Origin of the sequence: uncultured Nostoc sp. (assembly GCF_964245445.1) — a bacterium.
Lineage (GTDB): Bacteria > Cyanobacteriota > Cyanobacteriia > Cyanobacteriales > Nostocaceae > Nostoc.
Map to the genome: position 1 here is coordinate 2,533 of NZ_CAXTNE010000035.1, position 12,377 is coordinate 14,909.

Annotated in this window: 13 protein-coding genes; 4 read left to right on the forward strand and 9 right to left on the reverse strand. The window is 40.6% G+C overall.

Annotated elements, in window-relative coordinates; genetic code table 11:
• Positions 1 to 332 precede the first annotated feature (332 nt).
• Complete coding sequence (locus tag ACFE90_RS08815) at positions 333 to 890, forward strand: hypothetical protein (protein WP_375499625.1); 558 nt, start codon at positions 333 to 335, stop codon at positions 888 to 890.
• Positions 891 to 1,069: 179 nt separating this feature from the next.
• Positions 1,070 to 1,846: an SDR family NAD(P)-dependent oxidoreductase gene (locus ACFE90_RS08820; RefSeq protein ID WP_375499627.1), complete on the forward strand. Its 777-nt coding sequence runs from the start codon at positions 1,070 to 1,072 to the stop codon at positions 1,844 to 1,846.
• Between the two features lie 255 nt (positions 1,847 to 2,101).
• On the opposite strand, the gene ACFE90_RS08825 is transcribed toward ACFE90_RS08820, so the two are convergent.
• The 5 genes from ACFE90_RS08825 to ACFE90_RS08845 form a co-directional block, all read right to left on the reverse strand.
• A complete protein-coding gene (locus ACFE90_RS08825) occupies positions 2,102 to 2,881 on the reverse strand; it encodes a photosystem II S4 domain protein (protein ID WP_375499629.1) in 780 nt (259 codons plus the stop codon).
• An 88-nt stretch (positions 2,882 to 2,969) separates the two neighbouring features.
• Entirely contained in the window at positions 2,970 to 3,194 is a 225-nt protein-coding gene (locus ACFE90_RS08830) for a GNAT family N-acetyltransferase (protein WP_375499631.1), read from the reverse strand.
• A gap of 15 nt (positions 3,195 to 3,209) precedes the next feature.
• Complete coding sequence (locus ACFE90_RS08835; RefSeq protein WP_375499633.1) at positions 3,210 to 3,494, reverse strand: hypothetical protein; 285 nt, start codon at positions 3,492 to 3,494, stop codon at positions 3,210 to 3,212.
• 3 nt (positions 3,495 to 3,497) lie between these two features.
• A complete protein-coding gene (locus ACFE90_RS08840; RefSeq protein ID WP_375499635.1) occupies positions 3,498 to 4,004 on the reverse strand; it encodes a hypothetical protein in 507 nt (168 codons plus the stop codon).
• A gap of 245 nt (positions 4,005 to 4,249) precedes the next feature.
• Complete coding sequence (locus ACFE90_RS08845) at positions 4,250 to 4,627, reverse strand: hypothetical protein (protein WP_375499637.1); 378 nt, start codon at positions 4,625 to 4,627, stop codon at positions 4,250 to 4,252.
• Positions 4,628 to 4,641: 14 nt separating this feature from the next.
• Between ACFE90_RS08845 and ACFE90_RS08850 the strand changes: the two genes are divergently transcribed.
• Positions 4,642 to 4,932 (forward strand): hypothetical protein, encoded by a 291-nt coding sequence (locus ACFE90_RS08850; RefSeq protein WP_375499639.1) that lies wholly within the window; start codon positions 4,642 to 4,644, stop codon positions 4,930 to 4,932.
• A gap of 890 nt (positions 4,933 to 5,822) precedes the next feature.
• Positions 5,823 to 6,131, forward strand: coding sequence for a hypothetical protein (locus ACFE90_RS08855; RefSeq protein WP_375499641.1), 309 nt, complete (start codon positions 5,823 to 5,825; stop codon positions 6,129 to 6,131).
• A gap of 256 nt (positions 6,132 to 6,387) precedes the next feature.
• Here the strand turns inward: ACFE90_RS08855 and ACFE90_RS08860 are convergent, their stop codons facing one another.
• The 4 genes from ACFE90_RS08860 to ACFE90_RS08875 form a co-directional block, all read right to left on the reverse strand.
• A complete protein-coding gene (locus ACFE90_RS08860) occupies positions 6,388 to 8,682 on the reverse strand; it encodes a TolC family protein (RefSeq protein ID WP_375499643.1) in 2,295 nt (764 codons plus the stop codon).
• A 103-nt stretch (positions 8,683 to 8,785) separates the two neighbouring features.
• Positions 8,786 to 10,348 (reverse strand): circadian clock protein KaiC, encoded by a 1,563-nt coding sequence (gene kaiC, locus ACFE90_RS08865; RefSeq protein ID WP_375499645.1) that lies wholly within the window; start codon positions 10,346 to 10,348, stop codon positions 8,786 to 8,788.
• A 306-nt stretch (positions 10,349 to 10,654) separates the two neighbouring features.
• The gene (gene kaiB, locus ACFE90_RS08870; protein ID WP_109012544.1) at positions 10,655 to 10,978 is read right to left on the reverse strand and encodes a circadian clock protein KaiB; all 324 of its coding nucleotides are present in this window, start codon (positions 10,976 to 10,978) and stop codon (positions 10,655 to 10,657) included.
• A 104-nt stretch (positions 10,979 to 11,082) separates the two neighbouring features.
• The gene (locus tag ACFE90_RS08875; RefSeq protein ID WP_375499647.1) at positions 11,083 to 11,664 is read right to left on the reverse strand and encodes a KaiA family protein; all 582 of its coding nucleotides are present in this window, start codon (positions 11,662 to 11,664) and stop codon (positions 11,083 to 11,085) included.
• Between the last annotated feature and the right edge of the window lie 713 nt (positions 11,665 to 12,377).

Consider the following 12,377-nt stretch of genomic DNA (forward strand, 5'->3'; position numbering starts at 1 on the left):
CAACTAAAAGCTGAGGGCAATGATTTAATTAAGGTGCATCTACTATTTATATATCCGCTTTATTTATTGCTGCATCAGGAAAAATTGAAAAAAAATGGATGGCTGTGGAATTGATTTCGTTAGCTACAAAGGTACTACTGATATCAACGAGGAGAACCTACGGTTTTTGACTAGGTAATTATTGACCAACTTCACAGGAATTTTACAATTATCTCGAATTTCCTTTGGATACACAAAGTTTCTGTTAATATCTCTAATGGGATATCCGCAATAGTACGAATTTAGTTTATTAGTTGGGTATATGACTATGAAAGTTAGACGTACCCAACTTGATGAAGCGATCGCAGTTTCTATTAGCCCTTGCTAGTTTTAGTATTGTCGGGGGAAGCTTTTTTCTGAGAAGAAATTTTAGTAGTATTAGGGAACCTAAAGTAATAACTGATACATCACGCTACAAAGAAATTCGTAATCAACTATGGTCTGATAATGACCAAGTAAAACATTTTCCTAATGAGATTCCTACTGATGCCAAAGATGTTCGCATTGCTTACTCTCCCGAATTTTCGCAAGGAAGTAGTTTTTTTCAAATTAGGCTGAAACAGCAACCAGAAAAGATAGAAAAATTACTTTTACAATACAGAAGTAGTGCAAAGCATAAATATAGGGGTGGAAACACAAACGATCACATAAATCAACCTAATGGTGTGCCGACAACTTTTTTCTACACCAGCGACTCTCATACAGAATCTTTTCCGCCTAACTATGAAATATTGGTATTAAATACAGAGGATAAAGGTAGACCTGGCTTCAAGTGGAATCATGGAAATAGCTACGGCGTCGCTATTAATACTTCCGCCTCAGAAATTATTTATTGGTCTGAAAAATGGTGATTAACAATTTCATTTTGAATTGGAATCGCCATGAGAAAAATCATTATTTTGGTCACAGCTTTCATTTCAGTACTAAATAATGCTTTTCACCTTTGAGGTATATCACTTTGGGTAGTTAAAACTTTTAGCCAGCATTGCTAAGATTATAATGGTACTTAAAAACTATCTGAATATGTATAATGCCAACTGCTTTAATTACTGGTGCTTCTAGTGGTATTGGTAAAGCTTTTGCCCAAGAACTAGCTGCACGCAAGACCAATCTTGTACTCGTTGCTCGTTCCGAAGAGAAACTAAGCCAATTAGCTAAAGAACTAGAAGAACAACACAAAATTCAAGTAGAGGTTATAGTTAAAGACCTCACAGAACCTAATGCAGCAGCAGCTATATTTGATGTTACGAAAGAAAAGGGATTAACCATTGACTTATTAATCAACAATGCTGGTTTTGGTTACTATGGCGACTTTGCTGAAGGGGATGGAGAAAGACAAGTCAAAATTGTACAATTAAACATTTTGGCATTGGTAGATTTAACACACAAATTTCTCCCCTTGATGCGGCAACGTCGTTCTGGAAGTATTATTAACGTATCTTCTATTACCGCATTTCAACCTATACCATACCTTTCTGTTTATGCTGCCAGTAAAGCTTTTATTCTCAGCTTTAGTGAAGCACTATGGGCAGAAAATCGTCAATATGGTGTCCGTATTTTGGTCACTTGTCCAGGGCCAATAGAAACGAACTTTTTTGCAGAAGCTCATTTTCCTCCAGCCCTGGCAAGCAGTACAGATAAAGTGTATTCTTCCGAAAAAGTTGTTTGGGAATGTTTAGAGGCTTTGGAAAAAGGCTATCCTACTGTTATTAGCTCTGATACTATTACTCAAATTAGAAGCAAATTATCTCGACTTGTACCGCGCAAACTTCTATTGAATATGTTAGCAAAACACTTTAAATCCTAAGTATATTTAGGAGTTAGGAGTTAGGAGTTAAAGAAAGTGGTGAATTTAAAACTCCTAACTTTTAATTATTAACCTTTAACTCCTCACTTTTAAGCAACTTTGGGGGTTTAAGTCCCCTATTTCTACAAGCAACGTGTTTTGTGTCGGGGTTTAAATCCCCGTCACAAAACATAATTGCGTTAGCGAGTCCGCGAGCGTCATTGCGAATTGCGAATTGCGAATTGTTTTAACTCCTCACTCCCCAATCCTCACTTATTAGATATATCTTGTTAATTGAACTCGGTAACGGTCTTTTTTTGTAACGGCGATTTCCCCAACTTCTAAACGTCCTTTAGAGCGAATGGCGATTAAGTCGCCTGATTTGACTTGAGAACTAGCTTGAGTAACTTCCTTCCAATTGACGCGCACATCACCAGCATCAATAAAATCAACCATTTTGCTGCGGGACATGCCAAAACCAGCAGATGCGATCGCATCTAATCGCAAAGAAGCCTCTACAGTAGTTAATTCTTTTTTCTTTGGTTCCCTAACCCTTAATTCAGTTACCTCAATTTGCTGAGTTTTCACAGGAACCGATCGCACCTGTTTAAGACTCAATTCCAAAAATTCCACCAGTTCTGGTGCGACAATCGCCTGCGCCCCCCGTTCTCCCAAGACAATAACATCTCCCGTCTTTTCACGAACAATTCCTGTCCCCAACATTGCGCCTAAAAAGTCGCGGTGAGAGGCGGTATCAAACAGGAAATTACCAGCAATTTCTACAGCTACAAGGCTGACTTGAGATTGATCTAAGGGAAGTTCTGAACGAGCGATCGCTATTCTTTGGCGTTCAGCTTGCGGATATCCGCCCCACGCCACTAATTGCACTTCTGTTAATCGGTTAAACACCCGTTGAATTTCTGCCAATTCTGGCGGAGACAGAAAATCTGTCAAAACCACTTCCCAAGTTTTGATGGCTTGCTCCGCTTGATCAATTACACGAGCTACACTATCTCGATTTTCAACACCTTTTAAAAGTTCTTCTCGTGGCAACATTCTTAAAAATTATGAATTAGTCATTAGTCATTTGTCATTTGTCATTAATCTTTTACCAATGCCCCATTCCTTATTCCCCTATTTAAAACTATCTTGATTCTAACTTTAATTCCCATTTGAGCAGGTTTTCATCCTTAGCAATTTGTTGCATTCCCAGTTTTTCCAAAATCCGAATCGAGGCAACATGATCGTCTGGAGAATGAGCGATAATTCTCTTGAGTTCTGGCTGAGTAAAGGCAAAATTAATCAGTGCTTCTACTGCTTCAAAAGCAAATCCCTGCTGGCGATAAGTTGATAGCACTTTATAACCCATTTCTACAGTTCCTGTCTAATCGGGTTTGCCAAGAAAACCCAAATCGCCAATTAAAGTAGAATCAGCAATGTGAATCATTAGCCAGACACCCCAACCCAACTGGAAAGAATCATCTATTAGCATCTGAGCATACATTGGGAAAATATCTAACACCTCAGATGCATACCAATCATCAGGAACCCGTACCCCCAAAAGCCTCTCTACTTGGGGTTTATTTCTTGTCACAACGGCTTGCGCCACCTCCAAAGAACAGGGAAGCAACTCAAGTCGCTGTGTTGTGATGTGTAAACTATGATTCATTCATTACACGGTACTTGTGTCAGCATAACCTTGGATATTTTCTGGATCAAACTGACGTAATATTCGGGTTGCTTGCCGAGTGAGAGTTTCAGAACCTTGAACGGCAACTAAGTATTTACCCGCATCTAAGCGGTTGCGATAAGGTAAAGCATCACCACTACCTACGAGTAAACCGACTCCGCCACCGACCAACACACCACCCATAGCACCACTAGCAGCACCCAGCAGTCCGCCAACGATGTGATTGCCAACTTCACCCGCCCAGGCAAAAGTATCTAAACCAGTGATGAGGCTGAATGTAAAACCTGCAAAAAAGCCGAATGGTATCAGCCAGGTTGCCATCAGTTGTGCTTGCTTTTTAGCTTGGTCTTTGGGGTCAATTAAACCAAACTCGTCAGCTGTTTTATATCCTTTTCCCAGGATAGTACTGTTTATGCCTTGTTCTTCTAAAGCTAAGTAAGCAGCTTCGGCTTGAATACGGTCTGGTAATACGGCAACAAGGTAATTCATTGATTGTACAATTTGTCTAATAGAAGTTTTGCCTTAATTAACAGCGTATCAGTCCTTGTCGAATCATCTTGCATTGGGTAGGAGTTTAGAATTAGGAGTTAGGAGTTAAAAGTTAGGAGTCTTACTCCCCTTCCCTTGCAGGGAAGGGGCTGGGGGTTAGGCTGTATTGAACTCAACTACAAACCGCGTAGGCGTAGCCCGCCGCAGGCATCGCACAAGTTAGCACAAGTTAAATGTAGATCCGATCACTTTAGCGAATCTAGTGGCTTACAAAAATTGTTCACGCCTTGCTTGAGGACATAAATCAAAACTGGTGTTGCCAAAATTTTAGGAAACGTTGGCATTGCTTTTAGATGTTCCATCATCTTTTGAGGTGAACTATTAAGCAAATCTTCCCGATATTCTTGTTCGCAAATCACCACACGCCATTTTCTAGCTAAGGCATCTAACCACTCGGAATTTGCTCTTTCTGGTTGTTGTCCTGCCCGGATAGCTAGCGTCATCGCCGCATCTTCTAAATCTCCATCACAGTCTTCAATCAAATCCAGCGCTTCCATATCGCTGGGATCATCTGCCAATTGAGAGCGAAACTGTGCAATTTCTTGAGATGTTACTTTAGTCATGAGTCTTTGACAAGGTGAGCGATGCCTACGGCGGTAAACTACAGACATTCAGTTATGCTACATCATTTCACAAAATTCCTGTTACAAATAGGTTTTTCCGGGCGCTTTCAGAATCCAAAATCCGTCTTGGAAGTTTCAGCTACTGCGCTGCGTTGCACGGGTTTAGTGTTCCCGCTATGAAAGCAAGCGGCGACTGTTTTCAGGAAGCCGACGCACCCGGCGATATCTTGCTACATTTTGGCAAAATCCAAAATTTTATCCAGTCAGTAACAGATTTTACCAACAATCTTGTCAAAAATTCTTGATAAATATTTGCAATGGCTTCCTCTACTGTAATGTATATTCTCAATAAGCTCATTACTAAACTCAGAAAATAACAGCTATTTGCTGCTTGATTAAGAGTAATAGCAAGTCAGGATGTAGGGGTGTAAATGGTATTGAAGCAAATATTAAAGATTCTTTTGGCCACAAGCTCTATTTGGTTCTACATTGCAATAAGCGCTATTGCCCAAGAAGTAAACAAACAAGCACAAGGCAAATCTGTTGCGTCAGTACTACGGGATTCCAGATCGATTAGAGAGATTCCACAACTGGGTGAAAGAGAATTTCCTAGCACCAAATGTTGGAATTGCCAGTAGATCGATAAGTAGCTACGTCTGTGCTTGAAAAGGGCAGGAAGCAGGGGGAGAAAGGCTTTAAGTCTTGTTTTATTGTGCCAACTTACGGCGTTGCTGATTTCATGTATGAAAACGATTCTGCATGATATCAAAATCTTTGTAGAGACTAGCAATTGCTAGTCTCTACATCTGGATTCATACCGCAATTCAGCAACGCCCAACTTATACCAATTCGCAATTCGCAATACTCGCCAAAGGCGAGAAGCAAGCTACGCAATGACGCTCGCGGACTCGCTCTAAGCGTTCGCGGTAGCGTCTCTAAGAGTTGCTATGCCGAAGGCGTTGCCTCTCGAAGAGAAGGCTTTACGCTGCGCTAACGCAACTGAGAAATTTAGATACAGCAAGGCAATCCCTGCTTACATTTGTTGCCTTATTTTAGAGAATTGGTATTACTTACCTTTTTCAAAATATGTTGCTATAAGTCTGAAATTGCCATAAATAGTAAGATACAAAAATCTATGATAAATATCATCGACAACCTAGAACAGTCATATTGTGTAATCAAAATTGGTGAGGAAGTGACTGAACAAGATACTCAGAATTATCTTACTCGCTTTACAAATCTCATCAATCATCAAGAGCGCATAGGCTTTGCTTTTCAATACGTGAATGGTAAACCTCGAAAATCAAAAGCTGGCGAAAAAATAGAGGGTGAGTGGCTGCGTGTACACAAGAAAGAACTCGAAAAATATTGCTTGGGTATAGCTATTGCTAAAACGAATAATTTTGAAAGGAGCTGGGAAGCGTTTATTTGGTTGCGATGCGAATTATTCTATAGCTTGGATAAAGCAGAAGAGTGGTTTAAAGCTCGTAGCCAAAGCAGATAATAAAGATTGGGGATTGGGATAGGGCAAACACAGGTAATTTTACCAAAACCTTGCTGGATAAGGATATTGATTAAAAAATAGCCTAAAAGCCTCATTCTTCAATGTAATTATTGAAAAATGAGGCTTTTAGAATTTTTAATTGAGAGATGAGCCAGCAGTACTAGTACAGGGGGCGCGGAAATAAACCTACCATTTCATTACAGCCAGAAAGCCCAAAATTAAAGCATGGGTGACTTTTGACTTTTGCCTTGCGGTACTAGCGTAATGCTCTGAGAGTAACAGACCGTTGTAACTGAGCTAAAGCACGGTTATAATCCAAAATTGCTGTAACTCGATTACCTTCAGCTTGTGTGAGGTCGTTTTCAGAGTTAATGACATCAGTTTGAGTACCTACACCAGCTTGGAATCGCAAACGCGCTAAACGTAGAGCTTCTCTAGCTTGTTCTAAAGCGGTATTAGCGGTTTGAACATTCGCCAAACTAGATTGCTGGGTAGAATAGGCTTGTTCTACCTGAAAGCGAATTTGGTTGCGCTGTTCGGCAAATTGAGTTTCTGCGATCGCGATATTAGCTCTAGATTGATCTGCCCTTGCTCTTGCTGCTCCTCCATCAAACACATTTAGGGTTGCCCTAACTCCGAATGAATAACCATCAGTAGCACTGGCATTATCATTGAACTGATCTAGCAGATCGTAGCTGCCTACCAAACTAATTTGAGGGCCTAGCTCCGCAAGAGCTTGCCTACGCTGTTGCTCATAAGTATTGCGTTGTGCTAGCTGCTGTTGCAATTCTGGACGATTTTGATAAGCCAGCACAATACTTTGTTCTAGCGTTGGGTTCCAAAGACCAGCTAATTGTACAGGGTCGGCTGCACTGATATTTATCGCTTGCGGCAAACTTATCCGAGTTGCTAATTGACGACGGGCTATTGCCTGCTGCGATCTAGCATTAGTCAAATTTTGTTGGGCATTTGCTAAATTCACCTGCGATCGCAACACATCAAACCGCGTACCAACCCCAGCTCGCTCTAAAGCTTCTGCATCACGCAAACTAGCCTCAGAGTTCACCACAGCAGCCTGACTAATGCGTACTTGTTCATCCGCTTGTTGCAGATTGTAGTAGTCAGTGGCAACATTCAGACGGATTGTCTCAGACTGAGTTTCTACAGCAAACTCATAGTAACGTACCTGTTCTTCAGCCGCTCTGATATTAGCTTGTACTCTCCCAGAACTATAAATGTTATATGAAAGTTGTGCTTGACCAGAAAAAGATGTACTGGGTTGATCTTGGTTAGAGAGTAAGCCGTTTCGCCCGTTTAATTCGTCTTGAAGCTGACTACTAGCAGACTGACTACGAGTAAGATCCGTGCTAATTCCCAGAGTAGGCAACAAAGCAGCTTGCGCCTCGCGTAGAACCGCTCGATTGCGTTCTAGCTCCAATAGAGACACCTGTAAATCCCGATTATTGCGCCGTGCTAGCTCTAGAGCCTGTGCTAAACTAATCGGCTGATTTCCTTGAAGTCTCACTTCCTCCGGTTTGGTGGGAAATTGCAGGGGATTTGAGCTAGGAATCAGGTTTTGTGGAATTTGCACCGATCCTGACGGCGCAGGAGTTATGGTTCTCGGCACTGTGGAAGGTTGCACTGAACCCCCTGGTACAGGAATTATGGTTTCTGGCACTGTGGAAGGTTGCACTGAACCCCCTGGTACAGGAATTATGGTTTCTGGCACTGTGGGAGGTTGCACTGAACCCTCTGGTGTAGGAGTTATAGTTTCCGGTGCAGTGGGAGTTGGCGTCGAATCTGTCGGAATCGGGGTATTACTCTGAGCAATGCGTAAGCCAACAGCATTTTGTTGTGAGCAGGTACTTGAAATTAGTAGCAAAGCAGCTGAGGAATCAGTTTTGCTTTTCCCTAACCCCTGTGGACATTGTTGCGCTGACAACAGTTTTGCTGATCCTACACCTATAGCTGAAGTTTGTAAAAATGTCTGCGACTGAGTAACAGTATTTATTTTTTGAACCACTGGCTGCTGTGCAGAAGACAGGGACAAAATTTCTTTTTGGACAGAAGAGGGTTTTGAAGTGTAGTTGGGAACTACTATGCTCTTTGATGCCTGCCCATAAGCGCTTGAATTACTGTTTTTTTGGTTATTTTGAGCAGAACGGCTGACAGCAAGCTGTTGGGAAGCATTAGAGGTAGCTGTCAAACTGAAAAATCTACCTTTATCTTTCTTTAGTACTTGTTTTATTGGCACAACAGTATTTTCAGCCGTAAACACTGGAATACTGTTATTACTTAAAGGCTTCATACTAAGTTTAGTGAAACCGAAAGCAGGTACTAGGGTTGGAACACTAACATTTGCACCGTAGTGCAGTTGCGTATTCACAATGCCCCCAACTAAGTCTTGACCATAAGTAGAAGTCAAAACACTAGGAGAAGAGGCCAGCCGTACCCCAGTTAGTTTTACAGTACCAGCCCAAGTCGGCTGAGTTGTTAAGACTGCTGCTGTCACACCAGGCAATAAGCTATGGAATAATTGCTGTCCTTTCACCGCATCCCTCACACGAAAATCAATCTAGCGGCAGAAAACCTTTCTTCACCACAGAATATAGCACGATACTAAATTTAGGAAAGAATATACTACGATACTAAATTTAGGGTTCGGAACTCTGTTTGTCTTCAAAACGTCTAACAATGCGAGAAAGTTCCGCCTTTTCATCGATACTAACGCGAGTAGGAGCACCGCTAATAATCCGTTCGTAGTTTCGGAAAGAATCTTTAATATCGGGACCATCCGCAGTGATATTATACTCACGAATGCCCTTATCATGCCAGGAACCGCGCATTTTAAATACGTTAATTGCCCGCGACATTTCTCCACGAATTTCTACGTACTGTAGCATGAGAATTGTATCGGTAATCGTGGAAATATGAGAGTCAGTAATGGAATGCGCTCCCAGAAATTGGTCAGTTGTGTTAGTAAAGAAACCAGTAATTTCTTCTTGTTTAGCATAACCGGTCACACCAATTACAAACTGCCGAAATGCATTATTGCTGACTCCTCTAGCTAATGCTGATAGCGAGTCAATGGCGATCCGGGCTGGTTTGAATACAGCAATTTCTGATTTAATAATTTGTAAGTGGTCTTCTAAACCAGTTGATTCAGGATAAGTACAAATTATTTTGAGTAAACCTTGATGTTCTAATTCTTCAAAATCAATTCCCCAAGAGGAAGCATTACGAGATAGTTGGGCGCGTGATTCTTCGTAAGCAAATAATATTGCTTGTTCTCCATTCAGGCAGCCATCTTGAATAAACTTACTTACTAACAGGGTTTTACCAGTCCCTGTGGCTCCTGTTGCCAAAATAATTGAATCTTTAAAGAAACCACCACCGCACATTTCATCTAAAATTTTGACTCCAGAAGATACCCTGACATTAGAAGATCGTTGAGTCAAGCGCATTGCTCCAAGTGGGAAGATGTTAACCCCTTCATTAGTAATCGTGAAAGGATACTCGCCTTTCATGTGAGTTGTGCCGCGCAACTTGAGGATTTCAGTTGTGCGACGGCGGCGTTCTCCTTCTAAAACGTTGCGAACAATTACTACATTATCGGAAACAAATTCTTCCACCCCAAAAGAGGCGACAGGGCCATATTCTTCGCTACGTTCAGTTGTAATAATAGTGGTGACATTAAGTAGTTTGAGACGAGCTACTAAGCGGAAAATCTCGCGCCGGACTACTCCCATCGCTTCATACTGCTGAAATACTGCTGTTATTGAGTCGATTGAAACTCGTTTAGCTTTGTATTTGCGAATAGCATATTGCAATCGCTCAATTAGTGCAGACAGGTCAAAATTACCAACTATATCTTGTCCTTCAGGATCGGGAGATGCATCGAGAATAAACAACTTGCCTTCCTCAATTAGGCGTGGCAGGTTCCACCCAAAAACATGAGCGTTTTTAATAATATCACTGGGTGATTCTTCAAAAGTAACAAATACTCCTGCTTCGTCAAAGTAAGTGATGCCATTATAGAGAAACTGAAGAGAGAATAAAGTTTTGCCTGTACCGGAAGTGCCACTAATCAAGGTAGTTCTACCAATTGGTAAACCACCATGACTAATATCGTCAAACCCTTCGATCATCGTGCGAATTTTTTCTACACCCCCAATTTTTGGTGTGTTTTTTGGTTTTACTTGCTCGGTTTCACTCATTGCTTGATAACAAAAGGGTATTAAAAACTGTTTTTTATAAAAAAAATTCAGAACTCAGGAGCGGAGCCGGAGACGCTCCGCCTCCGGTCAGAATTCAGTAAGAATTTTGTCTGTACTATTGGGTGATACCGCGTTCCTTGCGCGTCTCGTAGAGAGCATCTGAATATTGCTTAAAACCTTACTCAGTCCCGCTACGCGCTTTCGCTCGTATTGGGCGAAACTAGTATTAAATATTCTCACCTTAAAACTCTATCCCTTTATAGGTAGAGAATTCTGAATTCTCTATTCTGTATTCTGGCTCCTTCATTAATTATTTTCCTCTTCAAAATCTCCTTCACTCAGTTCTTCATAGAGCAAATCTAATCCGATTAATACTCTCTCCCTATCTGAAAGATCCCCGATAATTTTGCGAACGGGTGGAGGCAAAATTTTAGATAATGTTGGCGTCGCCAATATTTTATCTTCTTCTGCCAGTTGCGGGCTTTTCAGTACATCGATCACTTTTAAAGCATAAACACCTTTAAACTCCTGCTCTAAAATATTTTTGAGTGTTTTTAATGCCCGGACTGAATTAGGGGTATTCCCTGCTACGTAAAGTTTGAGAACGTAGGTTTTTCTGGCTTTATCCATATACATACAAGCTAGTCATGAGAATATAAATACAATATTTGTTTACACATTGTGGATGATTAACTGAGGTAGCTTGTGCTAAGTTCAACATTGATAATTTTAATTTATCTAGAAATCGAACTTCTATAGAGTTCGCATAGGTGAGCCAGGATATCTATCAACGTAAGACGATAATCAAGTAACGCTTCATTGCTCCTTCCTTCTAATTTTAGCTGGTTAGAAAATTCTTCAATTATCTCCATGTGAATTTCGATGATTTGGGGCACAGGAATATTCGCATAAAATATAGTATTGATAAATTTATCAATTTTTTCTTTGAGTGTTTTATCTGTGGTAAAATAGTTTATAAGAATCAAGCTGTAATCTGATTTAAGGTGTCTTAATAACCCTTGTCTTTCTGCTGGAGTCATCTCCTGGAAAAGCTGTTGGCTTTTTTGGATATGACTAGCAAATACATAGATATACTTGTCTGTGTATGCTTGATTTAAATTTTGTTGCAGCAAATTTGGTAAATAGTTAATTTTTCCAGAGGTAGTTGCAACAAGGGGTAGATAGCAAAATTGGGCAATAATCGCGTCAATAACTTTCCACACCCATCGGCTCAAACCTTTTTGGTTGTGTAAATCAACTAGATTATCTAAACATTTGTTAACATCAGGTTGCAGAATCAATATCGGTAATAACATTTATTCTTAAATCTATCTCCTTGATCGCCCTGACCAAGAAACGTGGGCTGATAACTTTGGCTAACGCTTCTAAGGGAATACTAGGTGTGCAGTAAACTGGTAATTCCACCCCAAAACAATGCTCTATGTTAGCAGTTAGTGCTAGTACAGTGCGGCGTAAATCAAGCTACCATTTTAAAACTTGCAAAAGCCTCGACATACAATTTTGACTTTTGACTTTTGCCTTTTGCCTTTTGACTTCCGCCTTGCGGCCCCTAGCTACTCAACAACTTAGTGCAACAACTGAGTAATTAAACTTAGTAAGTCTTTGATGATGAGGTATCTGTCGGCATAGCAAGACACAGTAGCTAATTTATTATTTGCATATTTATGTATGTAAATAGATAGATTTTTTGATTTTGCTCCTTGATAAGATACTTAAACGAACTTAAAGGATTGTCCCATTCTAAATCATTATAATTCCTCAAGGTTCTAAAGCGATTCTTTGGGGCCATAATTGTTTTAGCTGTCGCTATCGATGAGGAGTTTAAATACCAGTAGGACACTGGGGAGGCTAGTTGCTAGAACTTAGAAACGTCGCCTCTTGGAAAAATATCAAGTACGCAAAAGTGCCCGTGAGGGAAAATCCCGTTTTTTTAATGGCGTTGAAATAACCAGAGTTGCTTATATGAGTCTTCTTAGAGGATATGGCTTCAGGCGAAAACACCATCAAC

Excerpts from the sequence above, each read along its gene's own strand:
- ACFE90_RS08815 (WP_375499625.1), top strand. The coding sequence starts at position 333 with ATGAAGCGATCGCAGTTTCTATTAGCCCTTGCTAGTTTTAGTATTGTC.
- ACFE90_RS08820 (WP_375499627.1), top strand. The coding sequence starts at position 1,070 with ATGCCAACTGCTTTAATTACTGGTGCTTCTAGTGGTATTGGTAAAGCT.
- ACFE90_RS08825 (WP_375499629.1), bottom strand. The coding sequence starts at position 2,881 with ATGTTGCCACGAGAAGAACTTTTAAAAGGTGTTGAAAATCGAGATAGT.
- ACFE90_RS08830 (WP_375499631.1), bottom strand. The coding sequence starts at position 3,194 with ATGGGTTATAAAGTGCTATCAACTTATCGCCAGCAGGGATTTGCTTTT.
- ACFE90_RS08835 (WP_375499633.1), bottom strand. The coding sequence starts at position 3,494 with ATGAATCATAGTTTACACATCACAACACAGCGACTTGAGTTGCTTCCC.
- ACFE90_RS08840 (WP_375499635.1), bottom strand. The coding sequence starts at position 4,004 with ATGAATTACCTTGTTGCCGTATTACCAGACCGTATTCAAGCCGAAGCT.
- ACFE90_RS08845 (WP_375499637.1), bottom strand. The coding sequence starts at position 4,627 with ATGACTAAAGTAACATCTCAAGAAATTGCACAGTTTCGCTCTCAATTG.
- kaiC (WP_375499645.1), bottom strand. The coding sequence starts at position 10,348 with ATGAGTGAAACCGAGCAAGTAAAACCAAAAAACACACCAAAAATTGGG.
- kaiB (WP_109012544.1), bottom strand. The coding sequence starts at position 10,978 with ATGGATAAAGCCAGAAAAACCTACGTTCTCAAACTTTACGTAGCAGGG.
- ACFE90_RS08875 (WP_375499647.1), bottom strand. The coding sequence starts at position 11,664 with ATGTTATTACCGATATTGATTCTGCAACCTGATGTTAACAAATGTTTA.